Below are 24,261 nucleotides of genomic sequence, written 5' to 3'. Positions count from 1 at the left end.
CCTTCTCGCTGTGGAGACCAGCCTATCCGCTCCGCAGGCGTGTGTGGATGCTCTGCGCCAGCGTCGGGCCGATACCCGGCACCTCCTGGATCGCATCGGGGGCCGCGGCCTTGAGCGCGGCGACCGAGCCGAAGTGCTTCAGGAGCGTCTTGATGCGCGCGGCGCCGAGGCCGGGGATCTCCTCGAGAACCGTGGAGATGTCGCGCCGACGGCGCTTGCGCTGATGGGTGATCGCGAATCGGTGGGCCTCGTCGCGCAGACGCTGCAGCAGGTACAGGGCCTCGCTCGTGCGGGGCAGGATCACCGGGAAGTCCTCGCCGGGCAGCCACACCTCCTCCAGCCGCTTGGCGATGCCGCACAGGCCGATCTCGGTGTGCCCGGAGTCGCGCAGCGCGCGGGCGGCCGCCTCGACCTGGGGCTTGCCGCCGTCGACGAGAAGCAGCTGCGGCGGGTACGAGAAGCGGGGCCGCTTGCGGGTCGTCACGACCTCCGCATCGGTGGCGAGCGGGTCCGTCACGACGGCTGAATCGGCCTGGTCCTCGGGCTCAGGCCTGTCGAGGTACGCCAGACGGCGCATCAGCACCTGGTACATCGAGTCGGTGTCGTCGGTGGTCTCGGCGATGTTGAACGAGCGGTACTGGTCCTTGCGCGGCAGGCCGTCCTCGAACACCACCATCGAGGCGACGACGTTCGTCCCGCCGAGGTGCGAGATGTCGAAGCACTCGATGCGCAGCGGCGCGGTGTCCAGATCGAGAGCCTCCTGCAGATCGGTCAGGGCCTGGGTGCGCGCCACGTAGTCGCTGGTGCGGCGGGTCTTGTGCCGGATCAGCGCCTGCTGGGCGTTGAGCGTCGCCGTGCGCATGAGCTCGGCCCGCTGACCGCGCTGAGCGACCGCGATCTCGACGCGGCGGCCGCGGCGCTCCTGCAACCACACCTCGAGCTCAGCCGCGTCATCGGGCAGCGAGGGCACCAGGACACGACGGGGGATGTCGACCCCCTCCCCGTAGGCCCGCTGCAGCACCTGGTCGACCAGATCGGCGCCGGAGATGTCGATCTCCTTCTCGATCGTCGTCGCCCGGACACCACGCACTCGACCGCCGCGGATCGTGAAGTGCTGCACGGTCGCGGCGAGCTCGTCCTCCGCGATGCCGAACAGGTCGGCGTCCTCGTCGGCCGGCAGCACCAGGGCGCTCTTGCCCAGCACGGCCTCGATCGAGGCGAGCTGATCGCGGTACTTCGCAGCGGCCTCGTAGTCCATCGCAGCCGAGGCCGCCAGCATCCGCTTCGTGAGCTCCTTGGTGAAGCGTTCATCGCCGCCCGCCATGAACGCCACGAAGTCGTCGACGATCGCCCGGTGCTCCTCGATGGTCACCGTCATCGAGCACGGCCCGCCGCACTTGCCGATCTGGCCGGGGAAGCACGGGCGCCCGGTGGACATGGCGCGCTTGTAGCTCGCATCCGAGCAGGTGCGGATCGGGAAGACCTTGATCATCAGGTCGATCGTGTCGTGCACCGCCCATACCTTCGGATAGGGGCCGAAGTAGCGAGCGCCGGGGATCTTGCGGTTGCGCGTGACCATCACGCGCGGAGCCTCGTCGCCGAGCGTGATCGCCATGAACGGGTACGACTTGTCGTCCTTGTAGCGCACGTTGAACGGCGGATCGAACTCCTTGATCCACATGTACTCGAGCTGCAGGGAATCGACATCGGTCGGCACGACCGTCCACTCCACGGATGCGGCCGTCGTCACCATGCGGCGCGTCCGCTCGTGCAGCGTGCGCAGCGGAGCGAAGTAGTTCGACAATCGCTGACGCAGGTTCTTCGCCTTGCCGACGTACAGCACCCGGCCCTGCGCATCGCGGAAGCGGTAGACGCCGGGCTCGGTCGGGATCTCGCCCTGCTTCGGCTTGTACGGGAGGACGTCGGCCATCAGCTGGCCTTGCGGGCTCCGCGCCCCTCGCCGAGGATCTCCGCGAGGAACAGGCCGGTGTGGCTCTCTTCGACGCGCGCGATCTGCTCCGGCGTACCGGTGGCGAGGATCTCGCCGCCGCCTGCGCCGCCCTCCGGACCGAGGTCGATCACCCAGTCGGCCGACTTGATGACGTCGAGGTTGTGCTCGATGACGATCACGGTGTTGCCCTTGTCGACGAGGCCGTTCAGCACCTCGAGGAGCTTGCGGACGTCTTCGAAGTGCAGGCCGGTGGTCGGCTCGTCGAGCACGTAGACGCTGCGTCCGTTGCTGCGGCGCTGAAGCTCGGTAGCGAGCTTGACGCGCTGCGCCTCGCCGCCGGAGAGCGTTGTGGCCGACTGACCGAGACGGACGTAGCCGAGGCCGACGTCCACCAGCGTCTTCATGTAGCGGTGGATCGCCTGGATGGGCTCGAAGAACTCGGCTGCCTCTTCGATGGGCATCTCGAGCACCTCGGCGATGTTCTTGCCCTTGTAGTGCACAGCCAGGGTGTCGCGGTTGTACCGCTTGCCGTGGCAGACCTCGCAGTCGACGTACACGTCGGGAAGGAAGTTCATCTCGATCTTGATCGTGCCGTCACCCGCGCACGCCTCGCAGCGGCCGCCCTTGACGTTGAAGCTGAAGCGGCCGGGCTGGTAGCCGCGGACCTTCGCCTCGGGCGTCTCGGCGAACAGCGACCTGATGCGATCGAACACGCCCGTGTAGGTGGCGGGGTTCGACCGCGGCGTGCGGCCGATCGGCGCCTGATCGACATGGATGACCTTGTCGAGGTTGTCGAGGCCGGTGACGCGGGTGTGCTTGCCGGCGAGGGTACGGGCGCCGTTGAGCTTGGATGCGAGCACCCGGTACAGGATGTCGTTGACGAGCGACGACTTGCCCGATCCGCTCACCCCGGTGACCGCAGTGAGCACGCCGAGCGGGAAGTCGGCCGTGACGTTCTTGAGGTTGTTCTCGCGTGCCCCGACGACAGTGAGCTGACGCTTCTTGTCGATCTTGCGGCGCTTCTTCGGCGTGGGGATCTCACGGCGGCCGGAGAGGTAGTCGCCGGTCATCGACTCGGTGTCTCCGAGCAACGCGCTGTACGGGCCCGAGTGCACGATGCCGCCGCCGTTCACGCCGGCGCCCGGCCCCACGTCGACGACCCAGTCGGCTGCTTCGATCGTCTCTTCGTCGTGCTCGACGACGATGAGCGTGTTGCCGAGGTCGCGCAGCTTCTGCAGCGTCTGGATGAGCCGCCGGTTGTCGCGCTGATGCAGACCGATCGACGGCTCGTCGAGCACATACAGCACGCCCGTGAGACCCGAGCCGATCTGCGTGGCCAGGCGGATGCGCTGCGCCTCGCCGCCGGACAGAGACCCGGCCGAACGGCTGAGGTTGAGGTAGTTGAGGCCGACCTGCAGCAGGAAGTCGAGGCGCAGGCGGATCTCGCGGAGCACCTGGGCGGCGATCTTCGCCTCGCGCTCGGTGAGGGTCAGCTTCTCCATGAACTCGCGGGCATCGGCGAGGCTCAGGTGCGAGACCTCGGCGATGGAGTGCCCGTGCACCTGCACCGCGAGGACCTCGGGCTTCAGGCGGTCGCCACCGCAGACCGGACACGGCACCTCGCGCAGGTACTCGCCCCAGCGTGCACGCTGGTTGTCGCTCTCGGCCTGGGCGTACTGCCGCTCGATGTACGGCACGACGCCCTCGAAACCGGATGCGTAGCGCATCTCGCGGCCGTAGCGGTTCTTCCACTTGACGGTGACCTTGTAGTCGTCGCCGCGGAGCACGGCATCCTGCACGTCGACGCGCAGGTCTTTCCACGGAGTGTCGAGCGAGAACTTCAGATCGCGCGCAAGACCTTCGAGCAGTCGCTCGTAGTACTGGAACAGGCCCTTGCCCTGCGTGGTCCACGGGATGATCGCACCCTCGCGGATCGAGAGCTCCTCATCGCCGAGCATGAGGTCGACGTCGACGGACATGCGCGTGCCCAGCCCCGAGCACGCCGGGCACGCACCGAAGGGCGCGTTGAACGAGAACGTGCGCGGCTCGATCTCGGTGAGCGTGATCGGGTGTCCGTTCGGGCAGGCCAGCTTCTCGGAGAACGACTGCCACGCGGCGTCCCCGTCTTCGTCGACGTAGTTGACCTGCACGACGCCGCCGGCGAGTCCGAGCGCGGTCTCGACCGAATCGGTCACGCGGCCCAGGATGTCGTCGGATGCCACGAGACGGTCGACGACCACCGCGATGTCGTGCTTGTAGCTCTTCTTGAGCGTCGGGGGCTCTGCGAGCTGGATGAGATCGCCGTCGACGATCGCACGCGAGTATCCCTTGGCGCCGAGCTCGCGGAACAGATCGACGAACTCGCCCTTCTTCTGCGAGACGACGGGAGCGACGATCTGGTACCTGGTGCGCTCGGGCAGCTGCATGAGCTGATCGGCGATCTGCTGCACCGTCTGCCGCTGGATGCGCTCACCGCACTGCGGGCAGTGCGGGATGCCGATGCGCGCCCACAGCAGTCGCATGTAGTCGTAGATCTCGGTGATCGTGCCGACCGTCGATCGCGGGTTGCGGTTGGTCGACTTCTGGTCGATCGACACCGCGGGGCTCAGGCCCTCGATGAAGTCGACGTCCGGCCGATCCACCTGCCCCAGGAACTGCCGGGCGTACGCGCTCAGCGATTCGACGTAGCGGCGCTGCCCTTCGGCGAAGATCGTGTCGAACGCGAGGCTCGACTTCCCCGACCCGGACAGGCCGGTGAAGACGACGAGCGAATCCCGGGGGATGTCGATGTCGACGTTCTTGAGGTTGTGGACGCGGGCACCGCGGACACTGAGCTTTCCGGAGCTGGCGACGGGGACAATAGGCACCGGACAAGTCTACGAGCGGCCACGGACACTGGGCGCGAACAGGGCGACGATGCCCACGACGGCCGCCGCTCCCAGCAGCACCGCACCGCCGATCACCGTCCCGTCGGCCTGCTGCACGAGCACGACCCCGAGCGTGACCGGCTGGATGATCAGCTGTCCGAGCAGCAGTCGCCTCACCGTCGGCCGAAGCGCGGAGAGGACGACCCTCCCCCGCCACGGGACGACCGGCAGCAGCGCCGAGAGCACGTGCATGAGGTGCACGAACAGCACCATGAGCATCGTGACGGCGACGTCGGGCTCACCCAGCAGCATCCCGACGGCCAGGCACCCTATCGACAGCCACCCGCCCAGGGTCTGCGGGAACAGCATCCCCAGAACCGCGAAGACGAGGACCGCGATCCGCCAGCCGATGATGTCGACGCCCGTCTGCGCGGCGGCCGCCGCCACGACCGGCAGCAGGACGTGCAGGACGGCGCCGGGAACCGCCGGGGGCATGCTGATCCCGTCGAGCTCTCTTCCGCGCGCGCTCATCGTCTCGCCCTCGCCGCAGCCACCAGTGCTCCTGCCGGGTTCTCCCGCCACGGCACGACGTCGACGCCTGACAAGCGCAGGTCGTGCAGAACGTCGTCGCGCTCGGCGAGCACGACCTGCAGCGCGATCCGCTGCTCGCGACCCAGCCCCGCCACGTCCAGGTCCGGGAGGACGTCCACGGCGACGACGCGATGTCCGGACGCGCGCCACATGAGCGACACGTCGGACGCCGCCCCGTCGAAGAACGTCGAGAGCACGAAGATCACCGATCCGTGCGGCACGGGAGGCGTACGCCGGAAGCGCGCGTCCTCGCCCGCCGGCCCGGTCGCCGCGATCGCCGCCACCACCCGGGCGAGGTGCCGCGCACCGGCACCGCTGCGCACCGAACGGCCGCCGTGGGTCAGGACGTGGAGCGCCACGCGGTCCCCTGAGCCGACCGCGGCCGCGGCGATGGAGCAGGCCGCCTGGCGCGACAGATCCAGCGACGTCGGACCGCTGCGCACGAGGTCGCCGCTCCCCCACGTCGCCACCACGGTGCCGAGGTCGTCCGCCGTGTCCATCGCGATGACGTTGGTGGCGTCGCTGAGCGTGTTGGTGCGTCGCACGAGCAGGTCGCCGGGGCGACGCGCCATCCGCGCCGTGGCGCGCCAGTCGACCCGGCGCAGCTCGTCGCCCGGCACGAACGGGTGGATATCGCGGAAGTCGCCACCCTGGCCGAGCCGCCGGCCCTCATGATTGCCGTGCATGCCGGTCAGCCGCGGCGACAGCTGAAGCCCCTGCAGCGTCGTCGAACGGGGTGCGACGTTGCGGGTCTGCGTCACGACGGCGGTCGCCGGCTCGAGGAGCTGCCCGTCGCCCGAGACTCCGCGCGCGGCCACCGCGACCGCCGTGACCGGCCCCGAGTGCAGGGCACGGCTGCACGCGACGACGGCGGTGCCGTCGGCGGGCACGACCAGACGCCGACGCCGGCGCTCCGCCTGCACGAGCACGACCTCGGCGAGTTCCGCTCCCCCGGTCGCGCGCAGCTCGGTGCGGAGCAGGTCGTCGTCGGAACCGGCCACGGCGTCGAGCCGGATCTCGAGCGGATCGGCATCCTGCCTGCGGAACGCCGCGGCGACGCTCGCGAGGATGAGCGGGAGTCCGAGCGCTGCGACGTCGGGGCGCGAGAACACCAGTCCGGCGACCGCCAGCGCGATCGCGCCCAAGAACCCGATCACGACCGACGGCGCCCAGCGGACGCCGCGGGGCGGAACGGTTCGGGGTCCGCTCATGCAGGCGCGCCGACTGTCGGCGGGACGGGCACCTGACCGACGACGTTCTCGACGATCTGCTCGGCGCTCACGCCCTGCGCCCAGGCCTGAGGCGTGAGCGTGAGCCGATGCGCGAGCACGGGGACGGCGATCCGCTTGATGTCGTCGGGGCGGACGAACTCCCTGCCGTCGAGGGCGGCGAGCGCGCGCCCCAGGAGCAGGAGCCCGAGCGAGCCGCGTGGCGAGGCGCCCACCGCGACGTTCTGCGCGTGACGGGTGGCGCGCGTGAGGTCGACGCAGTACTGGGCGATGTCGGGATGCACATGGATCGCCTCGACCGTCTGCTGCACCGCAGCCAGGCGCGCGGAGTCGATCACGGCCCCGACGTGCGTGGCCTCCTGCTGACGCGCGACGCGGTTCAGGAGGATCTGCGTCTCGCCGGCCGGCTCCGGATATCCCACCGTCAAACGCACCATGAACCGGTCCAGCTGGGCCTCCGGCAGCGCGTACGTGCCCTCGTACTCGATCGGGTTGGAGGTCGCGATGACATGGAATGGCGCAGGGAGCGGGAAGCTGTTGCCCTCGACCGTCACCTGGCGCTCAGCCATCGCCTCGAGCATCGCGGACTGCGTCTTCGGCGTCGTGCGGTTGATCTCGTCGGCGAGGAGGAGCCCGGTGAAGACGGGCCCTGGTCGGAAGACGAACTCGCCGCTGTCGGGCGCGTAGACGTACGATCCGGTGACGTCGCCGGGGAGCATGTCGGGCGTGCACTGGAGCCTGCGGAAGTCGAGCCCGAGGGCCGACGCCAGGCTGCGCGCCGCGAGAGTCTTCCCCAACCCGGGCACGTCCTCGAAGAGCACGTGCCCGCCGGCGAGGATCGTCGCGAGGGCGATCTCGAGCGGATCGTCCATTCCGACGACGACCGATCGCACGGCGGCGAGGATCCGTTCTCCGGTTTCTGCGATCGAGATGCTGTCGGTCATTCCTTCTCCTTGCTCGGCGAGAGCCGGTCGATGGCGTCGAGCGCGCGCTCGATGTCCTGGCGGTTCGTGCCCTGTCCTGTGAGCCGGGACCACAGACCGGGGCCGATGCGCGTCTCGATGCGCTCACGATCCGCCTGGTCGTCGATGTCCAGCCCCTCGCGCTGAAGCCGATGGCGCAGGATGCCGCGCACACGGCGCGTGATCAGTTCACCCGCCTCACCGGTTCTGGTGTTGAGCGACCAGGCCATGCGGGCGATCGCCGTGCCCCGGCGCTCGGGCTCTGCGGGGATGTCGGGGGCATCGGCGCGCGGATCCTGCGGAATGACGACCCCGGCGCAGAGCCAGAGCACGCCGACGAGGGCGGCCCAGGCGACGGCGAACGCGGGCTCGACCCGGATCGCGAACAGGAGCACGAGCGCCGCCACGACTGCCGCGCAGATCGACGGGATGATGCGTCGGCGGGTCATCGCCAGCCCTCCTCGATCGTGGTCAGGGCTGCGTGAGCGGCGGCGCGGTCCTGCTCGTCGGCCTCGTGGCCGCCGAAGCGGACGCGTTCGTACAGCGCCAGCAGCGACGTCGCCGCCTCGGTGATCCCGGCGCGGCGGGTGATGATGCGCATCGCGAATTCCGACGGCGTCTCGCTGCGGCCACGGGTGATCCCGGCGTCGCTGGCGCTCTCCTCCAGACCCACCCACGCGGCGACGATCGCATCCGTGGGCGTAGCGCCCTCGGCGATGGATCGGAGCGCGCCGGCGACACCGCGGCGGATCGCCGGGGCGACCGCATCGGGCTCCTGCAGGATCGCCTCGCCCGTCGACTCGGTGTCGACCTCGCCGCCGTCGCGGCGGCGCAGTGGCCGGTCGCGCCACGCGCGCATGAGCGCACGGACGATGAGGATCACGAGGAGGACGCCGACGGCGACCGCGATGAGCAGGAAGACGACGCCGATGATCGTGTTGAGCAGGTCGGATTCCGGCTCCGGCAGTGGCCCGGCGGTCGGCGAACCGCTGGGTTGTGGAAGCTCCTGCGGCGGCGTATCCGGCCGGGCGAAGTCCGGCGGCGTGATCCGCGGGATGCCCTGAACGGATGACGCGAGCATGACGATCACGAACAGCCCAACGAGCCCGATCGCGGTCGCCGCCCGCCTCACCTGCTGCTCCCTGGCGCGTCCGGGAGCTGCGGCATCATGCCTGCCAGCCTACGGGCCGGCGGTGATCACAGTGCCGTGCGGCCGGCGAATGGGGATAATCCGTCGCGCAGAGCGGTGATCTGGTCGATGTCCATCTGCACCGCGGCCATCACCTGGCGCGGTACATCGAGCGCGCGCTCACGGAGCCGGGCGCCCTCCTCCGTCAGCCCGATGTCGAGACGGCGCTCATCGGCGCTGCTGCGCTGGCGGGCGATGAGGCCTTCCTTCTCGAGGCGCTTGACGAGCGGTGACACCGTTGCGGGGTCGAGGGCCAGATCGGCGGCGAGGTCGGCGAGCGACCGGGGCGACCTCTCCCACAGCGCGAGCATGACGAGGTACTGCGGATGCGTCAGCCCGATCGGCTCGAGGATCGGGCGGTAGATCGCGACCACATTGCGCGCGGCGGTGACCAGCGCGAAGCACAGCTGGTTCTCGAGTTTGAGCATGTCGTCGACGGCGTTCACGATTCGATTATACATAGACCCCTAATCCTTAGTACACTAAGAGATATGGAGAACAGCTCAGACCGAGTGCCCCTGCGTACACGCATCCGTGAGGCGGGCGGGCTGTACAAGTGGCTCAACACGAACCTCATCAAGCTGGCCGGACCCGCCGCCGTCGGCCCGTACGAAGCCACCCCACCGCCGACCGCGACGCAGCGCGCTGAGCGCGCCTGCCCGCTGTGCGGTCATCCGATGACCGAGCACGAGTTCGATCGCAGCGGTCCGAAACCGCTCATGCACTGCCCGGTCTGAGCGACCGCTCTCAGGCCGCGGCGCTCTCGCGGGCTGCGTCGATCCAGAACATGAGGTCCTCATCGGTCGCGATCGCGGTCGGCGCCACGTCGAGCCAACTCGGCCCCATCGTCTTCGCGCCCATGACGGCGATGGCGACTCCCGTCTCGGCGCGCAGTGCCGAGCCCTTCTCCTCCGTCACGCGGACGAGCAGCACCCCTTGCTTGCGCGCTCCGACGAGGATGCGGCCGTCGAGGAGGAAGGCACGGGTGCCGAACATGCGCTTCTCCTCGAGCCCGGGTTCGGACATCAGCAACGCGCGAACGCGGTCGGCGAGCTCGGTTCCGGCATCATCCATGGTCGGGAATCCCACGCTCAAGCATGACCGGCGCGCTCCATGGCCCGCAGCTCTTTCTTGAGGTCCTGAACCTCGTCGCGCAGGCGCCCGGCGAGCTCGAACTTCAACTCGGCCGCCGCTGCCAGCATCTGCGTGGACAGGTCTTCGATCATCGACTCGAGCTGCTGCGCGCCCTCGGCCGCCAGGCCCTCGCGGCGCAACTGCGGCGTCGGACTCTTGCCCTTGCCGGACTTGTTCCTGCCCTTGCCGCGCAGCATGTCCTGCGTGTCGGAGGCTTCGCGGGCGAGCACGTCGGTGATGTCGGCGATCCGCTTGCGCAGCGGCTGCGGATCGATGCCGTGCTCCGTGTTGTACGCGATCTGCTTCTCACGCCGGCGATCGGTCTCCTCGATCGCCTTCGCCATCGAGTCGGTCATGTTGTCGGCGTACATGTGCACCTGCCCCGACACATTTCGGGCCGCCCGCCCGATCGTCTGGATGAGCGAGGTTCCGGAGCGCAGGAAGCCCTCCTTGTCGGCATCCAGGATCGCGACCAGCGACACCTCGGGCAGGTCGAGGCCTTCACGGAGGAGGTTGATGCCGACAAGGACGTCGTACACACCCTGCCGCAGCTCACTGAGCAGCTCGACGCGGCGCAGCGTGTCGACGTCGGAGTGCAGGTACCGCACGCGCACGCCGTGCTCTCCGAGGAAGTCGGTGAGCTCCTCGGCCATCTTCTTCGTCAGCGTCGTGACGAGCACGCGCTCGTCCTTCTCGACGCGCACCCGGATCTCTTCGAGCAGGTCGTCGATCTGCCCCTTCGACGGCTTGACGATGATCTCGGGATCGACGAGTCCGGTCGGACGGATGATCTGCTCGACCACGCCGTCGGCGATCCCCATCTCGTACTTGCCCGGGGTCGCCGACAGGTAGACGGTCTGGCCGATCCGGTTCTTGAACTCGTCGAATCGGAGCGGCCGGTTGTCCATCGCACTCGGCAGCCGGAAGCCGTGGTCGACGAGCGTGCGCTTGCGCGAGGCGTCGCCCTCATACATCGCGCCGATCTGCGGCACGGTCACGTGCGACTCGTCGATCACGAGCAGGAAATCGTCGGGGAAGAAGTCGAGCAGCGTGTGCGGCGGCTGACCCGGCTCACGGCCGTCCAGGTGCCGCGAGTAGTTCTCGATGCCGGAGCAGAATCCGAGCTGCTGCAGCATCTCGAGGTCGAAGGTCGTGCGCATGCGCAGGCGCTGAGCCTCGAGCAGCTTGCCCTGACGCTCGAACTCGGCCAGGCGCTCCGCGAGTTCGACCTCGATGGTGCCGATCGCTCGCTGGACGACGTCGGTTCCCGCCACGTAATGCGAGGCGGGGAAGATGGGAACGGCATCGAGCCGCTCGATGACCTCGCCGGTGAGCGGATGCAGAGAGTACAGACCCTCGATCTCGTCGCCGAACAGCTCGATGCGGATCGCGTGCTCCTCGTACACGGGGATGATCTCGATCGTGTCGCCGCGCACCCGGAAGTTGCCGCGCGAGAAGTCGACGTCATTGCGGTTGTACTGCATCGCGATGAACTGGCGGATGAGGGCATCGCGGTCGTAGCGCTCCCCCACCTGCAGCGCGACCATCGCCCGCAGATACTCCTCGGGCGCGCCGAGCCCGTAGATGCACGACACCGTCGAGACGACCACGACGTCGCGGCGGCTCAGGAGCGAGTTCGTCGTGGAGTGCCGGAGGCGCTCGACCTCGGCGTTGATCGACGAGTCCTTCTCGATGAAGGTGTCCGTCTGAGGGACGTAGGCCTCGGGCTGGTAGTAGTCGTAGTACGAGACGAAGTACTCCACCGCGTTGTTCGGCATGAGCTCGCGGAACTCGTTCGCGAGCTGGGCCGCGAGGGTCTTGTTGTGCGCCATGACGAGGGTCGGGCGCTGCACCTGCTCGATCAGCCAAGCCGTCGTCGCCGACTTGCCGGTACCGGTGGCGCCGAGCAGCACGACGTCGGTCTCGCCGGCGTTGATGCGCGCTGCGAGTTCGGCGATCGCCTGCGGCTGATCGCCCGCGGGCATGTACTCGCTGACCACCTCGAAGGGACGGACGCTGCGCGTGGTTTGCATTCCTCCAGCGTATGCGCCCCCACTGACACTGCGGCCGGATCTAGAGTGGCGGCATGATCGAGTTCCTGATCGGCACCAGCCTCGCGGCATCCGCCGGGCTCAACGCCTGGATGCCTCTGTTCCTGCTGGGCCTGGCCGACAGGTTCCTGCCCGCCGTGAACCTGCCGGCCGGCTGGTCGTGGATCGGGAGCGACATCGCGCTGTGGATCCTGGGGGCTCTCCTCGCGCTGGAGATCGTCGCCGACAAGATCCCGGCGCTCGACTCGATCAACGACGTCATCCAGAGCGTTCTGCGCCCGGCATCCGGCGGCATCGTGTTCGGCGCCGGCGCGAGCGCCGAGACCGTGGCTGTCGACAATCCATCGACGTTCTTCTCGCAGAACACCTGGGTGCCGATCGTGACCGGAATCGTCATCGCGCTCGTCGTGCATGTCACGAAGGCCACCGGGCGCCTAGCCGCGAACACCGTCACGGCTGGCCTGGCCGCACCGGTTCTGAGCACCGCCGAAGACGGCGCGTCGTTCCTGCTCGCAGCACTCGCGATCATCGTCCCCGTGCTGGCGGGACTCCTCCTGATCGGACTGATCGTCGCTGTGATCATGCTGTTCCGGCGGCGCCGGAGAACGCGCGGCGATGTGGTCGTCAGCGAGATCCCGCGGCACGAGCCTCCGGGCGCAGCGTCGTCGTAGCGATGACCGCCGACGACGCGGCCATGGCGAGTACGGCGAGGATGAACACGTTCCACCCGACGCCGCCGAACACGATGCCGAGCGCCCATCCGAACAGGCTCGACCCGGCGTAGTACGCGAAGTAGTACAGCGACGGCGCCTGTGCCCGGCTGTCGACGTCAGCGAGCGCAGGCGCCCAGCTCGATGCGATCGCGTGCGCACCGAAGAAACCGCCCGTGAAGATCACGAGTCCGACCAGGATCACGATCGGCTGCGGCACCAGCATCAGGCCTGCACCGGCGCCGAAGACGCCGATCGCGGCGAGCAGCACGCGGCGGCGGCCGAATCGGGATGCCAGCGACCCCGCCCACGACGAGGACACGGTGCCGGCGAGATAGGCGAGGAAGAGCAGCGTCACCAACCACGCCGGCAGGAGGAAGGGCGGCGAGATCAGGTGGAAGCCGAGGTAGTTGTACACGGCGACGAAGGCGCCCATGAGCAGGAATCCCTGCGCGTAGAGCGCCAGCAGCTGCGGTGCGCGCAGCGCTCGGGCCAGGCGCGTCAGCATCCCGGGTCCTGCGTCTGCGCGACGTCTTCCCGGGATGAAGCGACGCGCGCGTGGAACCAGCCACAGGAACGCCGCTGCGGCGATCGCACAGAGCACCGTGACGGTTCCCGCGCCGATCCGCCAGTCGAGCGCCTCGCCGAGCGGACCGGCGATCAGGCGGCCTGAGAGTCCGCCGACGGTGGTACCGGCGGTGTAACTGCCGGCTGCGGCGGCGACGTATCAGATGTGCACCTCTTCGCTGAGGTAGGCGAGCGCGACGGCTGGAACGGCGCCGAGCGCGAGTCCCTCCGCGAGGCGGAGCGCCAGCACCATCTCGATCCCGCCGCTGAACGGCGCCGCAATGCCGAACGCGGTCGCCGTGATGATCCCGATCGCCATCGCCGGGATCCGGCCGATCCGATCCGCGACCATCGACCAGGGCACCACCGCGACGGCGATGCCGAAGGTGGCCGCCGACACACTCAGCGCCGCGGTCGCCGGCGGGACGCCGAGATCCGTGCTCATTTCGGGCAGCAGGGCTTGCAGCGAGTACAGCTGCGCGAACGTCGCGACGCCGGCGAAGAACAGCCCGGCGATGAGTCGTCGGTACGAACGTGTTCCCGGGACGAGGCCCGAGAATTCCGGCGCACTCACTCGCCCGTGAGCTGCTTCCAGATGGCATCCGTCTGCGCGACGGTCTCCTCGAGGGTTCCGGACGTGTCGATCACGATGTCCGCGATCTCGAGACGCTCGTGGTCAGGGACCTGAGCGTCGATCCGGTCCTGCGCGGCCCCGGGCTCCATTCCGCGGATCTCGATGAGACGGCGCAGTCGCTCGTCCGCGGGCGCGTGGGCGACAACGATGCGATCCCACGGGTCGTCGACTCTGGCCTCGACGAGCAGCGGTACGTCGTAGACCACGACGGCGTCGGCATCCGCCGCGAAGGCCGCGGTGAACCGGCGTGCCGACTCGGCCCGTACGGCGGGGTGGACGATCGCGTTCAGCCGCTTCAGCGCCTCGGCATCGCCGAACACGCGCGCGCCGAGCGCGGCTCGATCGAGCGAGCCGTCCGAGGCGATCACGTCATCCCCGAAAGCGGTGGCAATCGCGTCGAGGACGGGCGACCCCGGGGCCTGCACATCGCGGACGATCTGATCCGCGTCGACGACCACTGCCCCGTGCTCCGCCAGCCGACGGGCGATCGTGGACTTTCCGGAGGCGATGCCGCCGGTCAGGGCGATGAGAGGCATGCGTCCATCCTGGCACGCGACCCGCTCGGCTCAACGCGCGAGCAGCTGCCGCTTCGAGCTGATCACCCCGGTGTCGAAGCCGGCCAGGTGCAATCCGCCGTGGAAGCGAGCGTGCTCGATCTTGATGCACCGGTCCATGACGACCGAGAGACCTGCGCCCTCGGCGATGGCGGCGGCCTCCTCGTTCCACGATCCGAGCTGCAGCCACAACGCCTTCGCACCGGCATCCACCGCTTCCTGCGCGACGCCGGGCAGATCGGCGTCCTTGCGGAAGACGTCCACGATGTCGGGCACGACCGGCAGGTCGGCGATGGATTTGTAGGCGGGCTGGCCGAGGATCTCATCGGCCATCGGATTCACGAAGTACACGTCGTACGGCGAGCTGGACTGCAGATAGGTGCCGACGAAGTACGACGCGCGGGCCGGGTTGCTCGACGCGCCGACGATCGCGACGGAGCGCGAGCGCCGCAGCAGGGCGAACCGCTCCTGCTGGCTGGGGCTCGCCCAGCGCCGTTCCCCGCCGGCGACCGGTGCGGGGGGCAGTTCGCAGGATGCCGCAACCGGCGGTGTGAACTCGCAGGTGTCGCCAGTCATCGGTTCGCTCCCGTCGCTGCGGTGAGGGCCTGGTCGAGGTCCCAGATGATGTCGTCGGGGTCTTCGAGTCCGACCGAGATGCGGATGAGGTCGGCAGGCGCGCCGGCCGCCACGAGCTGATCGGCGGTCAGCTGGCGGTGCGTCGTGGATGCCGGATGGATGACGAGCGTGCGGGCGTCGCCGATGTTCGCCAGATGCGAAGCGAGCTGCAGGTTCTCGATCAGGGTCTCGCCCGCGGCACGGCCGTCCTCAGCGGCGACCCCGAACGCGAAGACGGATCCCGGCCCGAGCGGCAGATACTTCGCCGCGCGCTCGTGATGCGGGTGCGATTCGAGTCCCGACCAGGTCACGTACGAGATGCGGGGGTCGGAGTCGAGCCACTCGGCGACGATGCGGGCGTTCGCGAGGTGCGCGTCGATCCGCTGCGGCAGCGTCTCGATGCCCTGCAGCAGGTTGAATGCCGACTGCGGGCTGAGCGCCGGGCCGATGTCGCGCAGCTGTTCGGAACGGAGCTTGGTGAGGAACCCGTACTCGCCGAAGTTGTCCCACCACTTGATGCCGCCGTACGACTCGACCGGCTCGGTCATCTGCGGGAACTTGCCGTTGCCCCAGTCGAACGTGCCCTTCTCGATCACGATGCCGCCGAGCGTCGTGCCGTGCCCGCCGAGGAACTTCGTGACGGAGTGGATGACGATGTCGGCGCCGTGCTCGAGCGGGCGCGCGAGGTACGGAGTCGCGAGGGTCGCGTCGACGACGAGCGGCACACCGGCCGCATGCGCGACCTCGGCGAGGCCTTCGATGTCGGCGATCTCGCCCGAGGGGTTGCCGATCATCTCGACGTAGACGACCTTGGTCGAGGGTTTGATCGCCGCCGCGTAGTCGGCTGGGTCCGTCGACGGCACGAAGGTGGTCTCGACGCCGAAGCGGCGGAGCGTGACATCCAGCTGTGTGACGGTGCCGCCGTAGAGCTGAGCGGATGCCACGACGTGATCGCCGGCGCCCACGAGGGCCGCGAATGTGATGAACTCCGCGCTCATGCCGGATGCCGTCGCCACGGCGCCGATGCCGCCCTCGAGCGATGCGAGCCGCTCCTCGAGGGCTGCGACGGTCGGGTTGCCGATGCGGGAGTAGATGTTGCCGTACTTCTGCAGGGCGAACAGGTTGCCGGCATCCTTCGCGTCGTCGAAGACGAACGACGTGGTCTGGTAGATCGGCACGGCGCGCGCGCCGGTCGCGGCATCCGGTGTTCCCCCGGCGTGGAGCGCGCGGGTGCGGAACCCGAAGCGGTGTTCTTCCGTCATGACTTCCTCAACCGTGATTCTCGTAGGCTCTCAGCGCCGCGGCGACGCCGCTGACGGCATCCGGGTTCTGCAGGGAGGTGGTGTCGCCCAGGGCTTCCGGTTCGCGTCCGGCGCGGCGATCCTGTTCAGCCTCCCACAGCTGGGCGAGGAGGCGGCGCATGATCTTGCCCGAACGGGTCTTGGGCAGATCGGGGACGACGACGATGTGGCGCGGCTTGGCGACCGGGCCGATCTCGCGCGCGACGCGGTCGCGCAGCGCGGATGCCGTCACCTCCGCGTTGCCGGAAGGCATCACGAAGGCGACCAGCGCCTGGCCGGTCACGGCGTCCGTGACGCCGGCAGTCCCCGCCTCCCCCACGGACGGATCGGCGACCAGGGCGGATTCGATCTCGATCGTCGACAGCCGGTGCCCGGAGACGTTCACGACGTCGTCGAGTCGGCCGAGGATCCGGATGTATCCGTCCTCGTCGCGGGTGGCGCCGTCACCGGCGACGTAGTACCCGCCGTAGGCGCCGTGCCCCGCATAGTCCGACCAGTACGAGTCGCGGTACCGCTCGGGGTTGCCCCACACGGTGCGCGCCATGCCCGGCCACGGGCGGCGCACGACGAGGATTCCTGAGCGGCCGGCTGCGACCTCGTCGCCGTTCTCGTCGACCACGGCGGCGTCGATCCCCGGCAGAGGCACGGATGCCGAGCCCGGTTTCAGGGTCGTGACACCCGGAAGGGGAACGATCATGGCCGCTCCCGTCTCGGACTGCCACCATGTGTCGACGATCGGCAGCTCGTCGCGGCCGAACGTGCGGCGGAACCACACCCACGCCTCGGGGTTGATCGCCTCGCCGACGGTGCCGAGCAGGCGGATGCTGGAGAGGTCGTGCCCCGCCGGCAGCTCATCGCCGAACCAGGTCATGAACGTGCGGATGAGAGTGGGCGCCGTGTAGTAGACCGTCACGCCGTAGCGCTCGATGATCTCGAGGTGCCGCTCGCGGTGCGGGCTGTCGGGCGTGCCCTCGTAGATGACCTGGGTGAGGCCGTTCGAGAGCGGACCGTAGATCTCATAGGTGTGCGCCGTGACCCAGGCGAGGTCGGCCGTGCACCAGTGCACGTCGTCGGGCTTGGCGTCGAAGTGCGCCCAGTGCGCCCAGCTCGCGTGCGCGAGATAGCCGCCGGAGGTGTGCACGAGACCCTTCGGCTTCCCCGTGGTTCCGGACGTGTAGATGATGAAGAGCGGATGCTCCGCATCGAACGGCTGCGCCTCGTGCGTCTCGGGGGCTGTGTCGACGACATCGTGCCACCACACGTCGCGGCCCTCGGTCCAGGGCACGTCCTGACCGGTGCGGCGGACGACGAGCACGTGCTCGAGGTCGGGCAGGTCTGCGGCGGCGGCGTCGGCGGCGGTCTTGACCTCGACGGCCGTGCCCCGGCGGTGCTGTCCGTCGCTCGTGACGAGGAGCTTCGCGCCGGTGTCGGCGAGCCGGAATCTGACGGCCTCGGCCGAGAATCCGCCGAACACGAGCGAGTGCACGGCGCCGATGCGCGCGCACGCGAGCGCGATGACGACGGTCTCGATGAGCACCGGCAGGTAGACGACGACGCGGTCGCCGGGGACGATCCCGAGGGCGGTCAAGGCGTTCGCGGCCTGCGAGACGCGCCGTTGCAGGTCGGCGTAGGTGACCGCGGTGCGGTCGCCGGGCTCCCCCTCGAAGTGCAGCGCCACATTGTCGCCGCGGCCGGCCTCGACGTGCCGGTCGACGCAGTTGTAGGCGACGTTCAGCGTGCCGCCGTCGAACCAGCGTGCCGCCGGGATCGCGCCGTCGATCGGCGGCTCCCAGGCGAGCGCGGTGCGCCAGGGCGTCGCCCAATCCAGGCGCCGAGCTGCATCCTCCCAGAAGGCGATCGGGTCGGCATCCGCCTGGGCGTAGATCTCCTCTGTGACGTTCGCCTGCGCACGGAATGCGGGCGACGGCGGGTAGACGCGGTTCTCGATCAGGCGGACTTCGGCGGCCGGTGTCGTCGTCTGGTCGATCAGGTCCATCGCTTGAGCAGGTGCCTTTCCACGAAGCCGAGGATCGCGTTGGTGATCGTGCCGAGCAGCGCGAGCAGCACGATCGCAAGCAGGATGCGGTCGACCCGGCCGTTGTTCTGCGAGTCGTCGAGCAGGAACCCGAGGCCCATCGAGGACGCGATGAGCTCGGCGGCGACGAGGAACAGCCACGACTGTGCGAGCGCGAGCCGCAGGCCCGACATGACCGAGGGAACGACGGCGGGCAGCTGGACCGTGCGGAACAGTGACCAGCCGCGCAGGCTGAACGAGCGTCCGGCCTCGACGAGGTGCGGATCGACGTGCCGCAGCGCGTCGGCGACCGTCGTGTACACGGGGAAGAACGCACCGATCGCGATCAGCGTGACCTTCGACTCCTCGCCGATCTGCATCCACAGGATCAGCAGCGGCACCCAGGCGAGCGATGGGACGGCGCGCAGGGCTGCGAGCGTCGGGCTCAGCAGCACGTCGCCGAGCCTCGACAGCCCGACGACCGCGGCGACGGCGAGTCCGATCAGCGAGCCGATCGCGAACCCGAGCAGGACGCGCTGCACCGAGATGGCGATGTGCGTCCAGAGCTGTCCGCGTTCGGCGAGTTCGACGCCGGCGGTGAAGACGGATGCCGGGGTCGGCAGCCGGTACGTCGGGACGAGCCCCGACGTCGTCGCGATCTGCCATGCGGCGAGGATGACGACCGGGAGCAGGAGACCGCCGAGGAGACGGGCACCAGGGCGGTTCCAGAGATTCCGCCCTGCGCTGCGTCCGGAACCGGCCGACTGCTCGAGGGCCCGCCGGGAGCCCTCGAGCGCCACGGCTTCGGCGATGTCGCTCATCAGCCTTCGACGGCCTTCTGAGCGAAGTCGGGGTGGATGATCTCGGAGAGCGCCTTGTCGACGGCATCCTGACCGCCCTGGACGTCGCCGGAGTCGGCGAGCACGGGGGCGATCTTCTCCAGGACGGCGAGCTGGTCGTCGCCGGGGACGCCACTGACGTCGAGGTTGGAGCGCTCCTCGATCACCGTGGTGGCCACGTCGAGGTCGATTCCGGCGGCGTCGGCGAGCAGCTGCGCCGTCTCCTCGGGGTTCTCGAGCGCCCACTCGCGGGCCTGCTCGTAGGCGTCGACGACGGCCTGTGCCAGGTCGGCGTGGTTGTCGATGAAGTCCTCGGTGGCGTTGAGGAAGCCGTAGGTGTTGAAGTCGACGTTGCGGTAGATGAGCTTGTCACCGGACTCGACCTCGGCGGCCGCCATGATCGGGTCCAGGCCCGCCCACGCGTCGACGGAACCGCCGTCGAGGGCCGCGCGTCCGTCGGCGTGCTGGAGGTTCTGCACCTCGATGTCGTCGACGCTCAGGCCCGCGGTCTCGAGCGCCTGCAGCAGGAAGAAGTACGGGTCGGTGCCCTTGGTGGCGGCGACCGATGTGCCGGCGAGGTCCTCGACGGACGTGATGTCGCTGTCCGGTCCTGTGACGATCGCCGACCACTCCGGCTGCGAGTAGATGTCGATGACCTTGATGGGCGAGCCGTTGGCGCGGGCGAGGAGCGCCGCGGAGCCGGCGGTCGATCCGACGTCGACGGAACCAGAGCGCAGCAGCTCGTTGGCCTTGTTGGAGCCGGCGGACTGCACCCATTCGACGGTGACATCGTCGCCGAGGATGTCCTCGAGGATGCCCTGGTCCTTGATGACAAGGCTCAGCGGGTTGTACGTGGCCCAGTCGACCGTGACGGTGCTCGCGGACCAGTCGGAGCCCTCGACGGGAGCGGCGTCGGCGTTCTCACCGGCGACGCAGCCGGCTGCCATGAGCATCATCGCACCGGCGATCGCGGTCGCAGGGACGATTCGGCGCGAGATGATGCTCATCGGGGCTCCAGATTGGTGTTGTGGTGGTGGGTGTCGACGCCGAGCCCCTCGAGGAGTTCGGCGCGCAGGTCCGCGAGGCCGCGATCGGCGCGGTCCCGCGGGCGGATGCCAGGCACATCGATTGTTCTGGCGATCGAGGCGGCATCCGGGTCGGGGTCTGCGGTCAGCGCGCGCAGCAGCAGCACGCGGTCCGCGAGGTAGAGGGCCTCTTCGACGTCGTGGGTGACGAGGAGGATGGTCGTCGGCTCGGCGGCGTGGATGTCGAGCAGGAGGTCCTGCATCCGTAGCCGGGTCAGGGCGTCGAGCGCGCCGAAGGGCTCGTCGAGCAGCAGGACGCTGGGATTGCGGGCGAGGGCCCGGGCGAGGGACGCCCGCTGCGCCATGCCGCCGGACACCTCGCGGGGTCGCTGGTCCGCGGCGTGCTCGAGCCCGACGAGGCGGAGGAGCTCGGCGACGCGCTCCTTGCGCGCGGAGCGGCCCTTCAGCGAGCGGGGAAGCCCGAGCTCGACGTTCTGCGCGAGGGTGCGCCACGGCAGCAGCCGCGGTTCCTGGAAGGCGACGGCCGTGCGCTCGTCGGTGTCGGCGACGCCGGTTCCATCGATCGAGATGATGCCGCCGGTCGGGGTGTCGAGGCCGGCGATCAGGCGCAGGAGCGTCGACTTGCCGCATCCGGACGGGCCGACGACCGCGACGATCTCACCGGCACCGAGCTCGATGTCGAGGTCGCGCAGAACGGGGCGCTGCCCCTCGGCGACGACGAAGCTGCGTCGCACGCCGTCCAGACGCACGGCGGTCGCGGCGCCCGAGGGGGCGGCGTTCTCCGTGCGCGGAGGAAGGAGTGCGGAGCTCATTCCCCCATCGTCGCGAACCCTCCGCCATGTTACGAGTCGGCGCGTAACGTTGCGTCACAACCGAGACTGGGGAGCGCTGCCGCGCAGACGCGGAACGGGCCGCCACCCCGAAGGGTGACGGCCCGTTCCAGTGGGACGTGCTTACGCGTTGCCGCCCGAGAGCTTCTCGCGGAGAGCCGCGAGAGCCTCGTCATCGGCGAGCGTGCCGGCGCCGGCGGAGTCGCTCGTGAACGACTGACCCGCGGCTGCGCCGAAGTCGTCGCCCGCGGCAGCCTCGGCCTCGGCGGCCTTGACGACGGCTGCCTTGTGAGCCTCCCAGCGAGCCTGGGCCGCAGCGTACTCCTGCTCCCATGCCTCGCGCTGAGCGTCGAAGCCTTCCTTCCAGGCACCCGTCTCGGGGTCGAAGCCCTCGGGGTACTTGTACTCGCCGTTCTCGTCGTACTCGGCGAGCATGCCGTACAGGGCCGGGTCGAACTCGGTGCCGTTGGGGTCGACCGACTCGTTGGCCTGCTTGAGCGACAGCGAGATGCGGCGACGCTCGAGGTCGATGTCGATGACCTTGACGAAGACCTCTTCGGCGACGGAGACGACCTGCTCAGCCAGCTCGACGTGCTTGCTGGAGAGCTCGGAGATGTGCACGAGGCCCTCGATGCCGTCTGCGACGCGGACGAACGCACCGAACGGAACGAGCTTGGTGACCTTGCCCGCAGCGATCTGGCCGATCGCGTGGGTGCGGGCGAAGACCTGCCACGGGTCCTCCTGCGTCGCCTTGAGCGACAGCGAGACGCGCTCGCGGTCGAGGTCGACCTCCAGGATCTCGACGGTGACCTCCTGGCCCACCTCGACGACCTCGGAGGCGTGCTCGATGTGCTTCCAGGACAGCTCGGAGACGTGGACGAGACCGTCGACGCCGCCGAGGTCGACGAACGCACCGAAGTTGACGATCGACGAGACGACGCCCTTGCGGACCTGGCCCTTGTGCAGGTTGTTGAGGAACGTCGTGCGCGACTCGGACTGCGTCTGCTCGAGCAGAGCGCGGCGGCTGAGGACGACGTTGTTGCGGTTCTTGTCCAGCTCGAGGATCTTCGCCTCGATCTCCTGGCCCAGGTAGGGGGTCAGGTCGCGGACGCGACGCAGCTCGATGAGCGACGCGGGCAGGAAGCCACGGAGGCCGATGTCGACGATGAGACCGCCCTTGACGACCTCGATGACGGTGCCGGTGACGACGCCGTCGTTCTCCTTGATCTTCTCGACGTCGCCCCAGGCGCGCTCGTACTGCGCACGCTTCTTGGAGAGGATCAGACGGCCTTCCTTGTCCTCCTTCTGGAGAACCAGGGCCTCGACCTCGTCGCCGACCTTGACGACCTCGTTGGGGTCGACGTCGTGCTTGATGGAAAGTTCGCGGGAGGGGATGACACCCTCGGTCTTGTAGCCGACGTCGAGCAGAACCTCATCGCGGTCGATCTTGACGATCGTGCCTTCGATGATGTCGCCGTCGTTGAAGAACTTCAGAGTCTTCTCGACCGCGGCCAGGAAGTCCTCAGCAGATCCGATGTCGTTGATGGCGACCTGCTTGGTGGCCGGGGCGGTCGTTGCGGTAGTCATGTAGTGGGTTGTCCTTGTTGGGTGGATACTCAGGCCTGTTCAGCACTCACGCACGCGTGATCAGCGCTGGAAAGGCAGTTGGATTTGATTTGTGACACCCGGGCGCGCGTGTACGCGCCACGAGTGACACTTCAGAGTATCAGAGATGGCGCCATCGGTGTGCTGTGGATAAGTACGGCGGGATGCGGCGGGTTCGGGCTACCGTGATCGGGTGATGGTGCTCCGATCGACGACGAACCGGTTCCGGATGCTGGCGCTGCTGATGCTGGCCGGAGCGACGCTGAGCGCGTGCACGCCTGCGCCCGAGCCGACGCCCACGCCGACCGCCGCGTTCGCCAGCGAAGAGGAGGCGTTCGCAGCCGCCGAGGAGGTGTATGACGCTTACCTGGCCGCGGCCGCCCTGCGCTCGGACGGAGATATCAACGCGGATCCAGACAAGTTTCTGGCTGGCGCTGCGCTCGAGGCAGACATGGAAGCACAGCGTGGGCTCAAGGAACAGGGGCTTCGCATCGTCGGCCCCAGTACGATCGCCGAGTTTAATGAACGTGAGGCACAAGTGTCTGGGCCAATTGGGACGATAGTCGCAGATGTATGCGTGGACATTTCAGGTTCACGTGTTTACGACGACAGCGGCGTCGATGTAACTCCCGCTCAGAGGCCAGACCGAGGACAGGTCCGCGTTGAGTTTCAAGGCGACTCCGAACAATTGCTGATCGCTCAATCAACACCAAGCGAGGACTCAGTGTGTTAGCACTCGTGATCTTGGCCGGCATCCTCACGGGGTCGGCGAACGCGGGGCTCCCCGCGTGCGACCTCGCAACTCTGCAGGCACTCGGCTACTGCCCTGAAGTCGCAAATCCCGGTGACAGCATCATCCTTGACGGAACCCAGACCACCTCCCCCGACCCGGGCATCTTCCCCATCTCCCGGGACGACTGGCAGCAGATCATCATCGACTGGTCCCCTGCCCCACCCGTCCCCGACGAGTTCACGCTGTGCCTGGACGCGTGGGACTCCGGCCGCCCCTGCTTCCTCCCCGGCGAAGACGGCGAGGAACCCGATGAGGAGCAGGACGAGGAAGCCGGCATCCCGCCGATCACGATCACCGACCTCGCCCGCTTCGCTCCGGACGGCTCCGTCATCACCGGCGAGCCCGACAACGTCGGCGTCGCCGGCCTTCCGACGAACTTCGTCGCCGACGCATCCGTGCACACCGTCGACGGCGAACTCTTCGGATTCCCCCTCGCTGTCCGCTTCACCCCTTCCGCGTTCGACTTCGCGTTCGGCGACGGGTCCACAGCGACCACGACCACGGGCGGCGAGACATGGGAGGCCCTCGGCCAGGCGCAGTTCACCCCGACCGACACGAGCCACACCTATGCCGAACGCGGCACATACACCGCGCAGGTCGACGTCCGCTACACCGCCAAGATCGATCTGGGCGTCGGCTGGTTCCCGATCGCCGGCGAGGTCACCTCGGCAGGCGCTCCGCAGGAGATCCGCATCTTCGAGGCGCACACCGCGCTCGTCGCTTACACCTGCGAACAGGCGCCGAGCTCCCCCGGATGCTGACCGTTCCCCTGTGACATG

General features: G+C 68.8%; 24 protein-coding genes. 4 read left to right on the top strand and 20 right to left on the bottom strand.

Annotated features, from left to right (window positions below; translation table 11 throughout):
• Positions 1-22: 22 nt before the first annotated feature.
• The 8 genes from uvrC to KEC56_RS09610 form a co-directional block, all read right to left on the bottom strand.
• Entirely contained in the window at positions 23-1,930 is a 1,908-nt protein-coding gene (gene uvrC, locus KEC56_RS09645; RefSeq protein ID WP_227530796.1) for an excinuclease ABC subunit UvrC, read from the bottom strand.
• A complete protein-coding gene (gene uvrA, locus KEC56_RS09640) occupies positions 1,930-4,818 on the bottom strand; it encodes an excinuclease ABC subunit UvrA (protein ID WP_175988604.1) in 2,889 nt (962 codons plus the stop codon). Before uvrA ends, uvrC begins: the two co-directional genes overlap by 1 nt.
• Positions 4,819-4,827: 9 nt before the next feature.
• Positions 4,828-5,349 (bottom strand): hypothetical protein, encoded by a 522-nt coding sequence (locus KEC56_RS09635; RefSeq protein WP_227530795.1) that lies wholly within the window; start codon positions 5,347-5,349, stop codon positions 4,828-4,830.
• Entirely contained in the window at positions 5,346-6,620 is a 1,275-nt protein-coding gene (locus KEC56_RS09630) for a DUF58 domain-containing protein (RefSeq protein ID WP_227530794.1), read from the bottom strand. Before KEC56_RS09630 ends, KEC56_RS09635 begins: the two co-directional genes overlap by 4 nt.
• Entirely contained in the window at positions 6,617-7,582 is a 966-nt protein-coding gene (locus KEC56_RS09625; protein WP_227530793.1) for an AAA family ATPase, read from the bottom strand. Before KEC56_RS09625 ends, KEC56_RS09630 begins: the two co-directional genes overlap by 4 nt.
• The gene (locus KEC56_RS09620) at positions 7,579-8,049 is read right to left on the bottom strand and encodes a hypothetical protein (protein ID WP_227530792.1); all 471 of its coding nucleotides are present in this window, start codon (positions 8,047-8,049) and stop codon (positions 7,579-7,581) included. Before KEC56_RS09620 ends, KEC56_RS09625 begins: the two co-directional genes overlap by 4 nt.
• Positions 8,046-8,732: a DUF4129 domain-containing protein gene (locus tag KEC56_RS14045; RefSeq protein ID WP_227530791.1), complete on the bottom strand. Its 687-nt coding sequence runs from the start codon at positions 8,730-8,732 to the stop codon at positions 8,046-8,048. The genes KEC56_RS09620 and KEC56_RS14045 overlap by 4 nt, the downstream gene beginning before the upstream one ends.
• Positions 8,733-8,797: 65 nt before the next feature.
• Positions 8,798-9,217 (bottom strand): MarR family winged helix-turn-helix transcriptional regulator, encoded by a 420-nt coding sequence (locus tag KEC56_RS09610; RefSeq protein WP_264675253.1) that lies wholly within the window; start codon positions 9,215-9,217, stop codon positions 8,798-8,800.
• A gap of 63 nt (positions 9,218-9,280) precedes the next feature.
• On the opposite strand from KEC56_RS09610, the gene KEC56_RS09605 reads away from it, so the two are divergent.
• Positions 9,281-9,526, top strand: a complete 246-nt coding sequence (locus KEC56_RS09605) for a hypothetical protein (RefSeq protein ID WP_175988592.1) — start codon at positions 9,281-9,283, stop codon at positions 9,524-9,526.
• A gap of 10 nt (positions 9,527-9,536) precedes the next feature.
• On the opposite strand, the gene KEC56_RS09600 is transcribed toward KEC56_RS09605, so the two are convergent.
• A complete protein-coding gene (locus tag KEC56_RS09600; protein ID WP_227530789.1) occupies positions 9,537-9,863 on the bottom strand; it encodes a TfoX/Sxy family protein in 327 nt (108 codons plus the stop codon).
• A 17-nt stretch (positions 9,864-9,880) separates the two neighbouring features.
• Positions 9,881-11,956 carry an excinuclease ABC subunit UvrB gene (gene uvrB / locus KEC56_RS09595; protein ID WP_175988588.1) on the bottom strand — a complete coding sequence of 692 codons (2,076 nt, stop codon included), beginning with the start codon at positions 11,954-11,956 and terminating at the stop codon, positions 9,881-9,883.
• A gap of 53 nt (positions 11,957-12,009) precedes the next feature.
• On the opposite strand from uvrB, the gene KEC56_RS09590 reads away from it, so the two are divergent.
• Positions 12,010-12,645, top strand: a complete 636-nt coding sequence (locus tag KEC56_RS09590; RefSeq protein WP_227530788.1) for a DUF4126 domain-containing protein — start codon at positions 12,010-12,012, stop codon at positions 12,643-12,645.
• Here the strand turns inward: KEC56_RS09590 and KEC56_RS14040 are convergent.
• The 10 genes from KEC56_RS14040 to rpsA form a co-directional block, all read right to left on the bottom strand.
• A complete protein-coding gene (locus KEC56_RS14040) occupies positions 12,599-13,192 on the bottom strand; it encodes an MFS transporter (protein ID WP_308013012.1) in 594 nt (197 codons plus the stop codon). The two genes, KEC56_RS09590 and KEC56_RS14040, sit on opposite strands and share 47 nt — an antisense overlap.
• Positions 13,193-13,411: 219 nt before the next feature.
• Positions 13,412-13,825, bottom strand: coding sequence for an MFS transporter (locus KEC56_RS14035; RefSeq protein WP_308013011.1), 414 nt, complete (start codon positions 13,823-13,825; stop codon positions 13,412-13,414).
• Complete coding sequence (gene coaE, locus KEC56_RS09580) at positions 13,822-14,421, bottom strand: dephospho-CoA kinase (RefSeq protein WP_175988583.1); 600 nt, start codon at positions 14,419-14,421, stop codon at positions 13,822-13,824. The genes KEC56_RS14035 and coaE overlap by 4 nt, the downstream gene beginning before the upstream one ends.
• Positions 14,422-14,451: 30 nt before the next feature.
• On the bottom strand, positions 14,452-15,015 hold the full coding sequence (locus KEC56_RS09575) for a CoA-binding protein (RefSeq protein WP_175988581.1): 564 nt from the start codon (positions 15,013-15,015) through the stop codon (positions 14,452-14,454).
• Positions 15,012-16,316 carry an O-acetylhomoserine aminocarboxypropyltransferase/cysteine synthase family protein gene (locus tag KEC56_RS09570; RefSeq protein WP_227530787.1) on the bottom strand — a complete coding sequence of 435 codons (1,305 nt, stop codon included), beginning with the start codon at positions 16,314-16,316 and terminating at the stop codon, positions 15,012-15,014. Before KEC56_RS09570 ends, KEC56_RS09575 begins: the two co-directional genes overlap by 4 nt.
• A 7-nt stretch (positions 16,317-16,323) precedes the next feature.
• A complete protein-coding gene (gene acs, locus KEC56_RS09565; protein WP_227530786.1) occupies positions 16,324-18,351 on the bottom strand; it encodes an acetate--CoA ligase in 2,028 nt (675 codons plus the stop codon).
• Positions 18,342-19,190 carry an ABC transporter permease gene (locus KEC56_RS09560; RefSeq protein WP_227530785.1) on the bottom strand — a complete coding sequence of 283 codons (849 nt, stop codon included), beginning with the start codon at positions 19,188-19,190 and terminating at the stop codon, positions 18,342-18,344. Before KEC56_RS09560 ends, acs begins: the two co-directional genes overlap by 10 nt.
• Positions 19,190-20,215 carry an aliphatic sulfonate ABC transporter substrate-binding protein gene (locus KEC56_RS09555; RefSeq protein WP_227530784.1) on the bottom strand — a complete coding sequence of 342 codons (1,026 nt, stop codon included), beginning with the start codon at positions 20,213-20,215 and terminating at the stop codon, positions 19,190-19,192. The genes KEC56_RS09560 and KEC56_RS09555 overlap by 1 nt, the downstream gene beginning before the upstream one ends.
• Entirely contained in the window at positions 20,212-21,066 is an 855-nt protein-coding gene (locus KEC56_RS09550) for an ABC transporter ATP-binding protein (protein ID WP_175988108.1), read from the bottom strand. The genes KEC56_RS09555 and KEC56_RS09550 overlap by 4 nt, the downstream gene beginning before the upstream one ends.
• Before the next feature lie 141 nt (positions 21,067-21,207).
• Positions 21,208-22,671, bottom strand: a complete 1,464-nt coding sequence (gene rpsA, locus KEC56_RS09545; RefSeq protein WP_175988107.1) for a 30S ribosomal protein S1 — start codon at positions 22,669-22,671, stop codon at positions 21,208-21,210.
• Between the two features lie 211 nt (positions 22,672-22,882).
• On the opposite strand from rpsA, the gene KEC56_RS09540 reads away from it, so the two are divergent.
• Positions 22,883-23,422, top strand: coding sequence for a hypothetical protein (locus KEC56_RS09540; protein WP_227530783.1), 540 nt, complete (start codon positions 22,883-22,885; stop codon positions 23,420-23,422).
• Positions 23,416-24,243 carry a hypothetical protein gene (locus KEC56_RS09535; RefSeq protein WP_227530782.1) on the top strand — a complete coding sequence of 276 codons (828 nt, stop codon included), beginning with the start codon at positions 23,416-23,418 and terminating at the stop codon, positions 24,241-24,243. Before KEC56_RS09540 ends, KEC56_RS09535 begins: the two co-directional genes overlap by 7 nt.
• The last annotated feature ends 18 nt before the right edge of the window (positions 24,244-24,261 follow it).

This window comes from Microbacterium tenebrionis, from assembly GCF_020682665.1.
Lineage (GTDB): Bacteria > Actinomycetota > Actinomycetes > Actinomycetales > Microbacteriaceae > Microbacterium > Microbacterium tenebrionis.
Note: the sequence above shows the minus strand (reverse complement) of the source record. Positions and strands in the feature narration are given on the sequence as shown.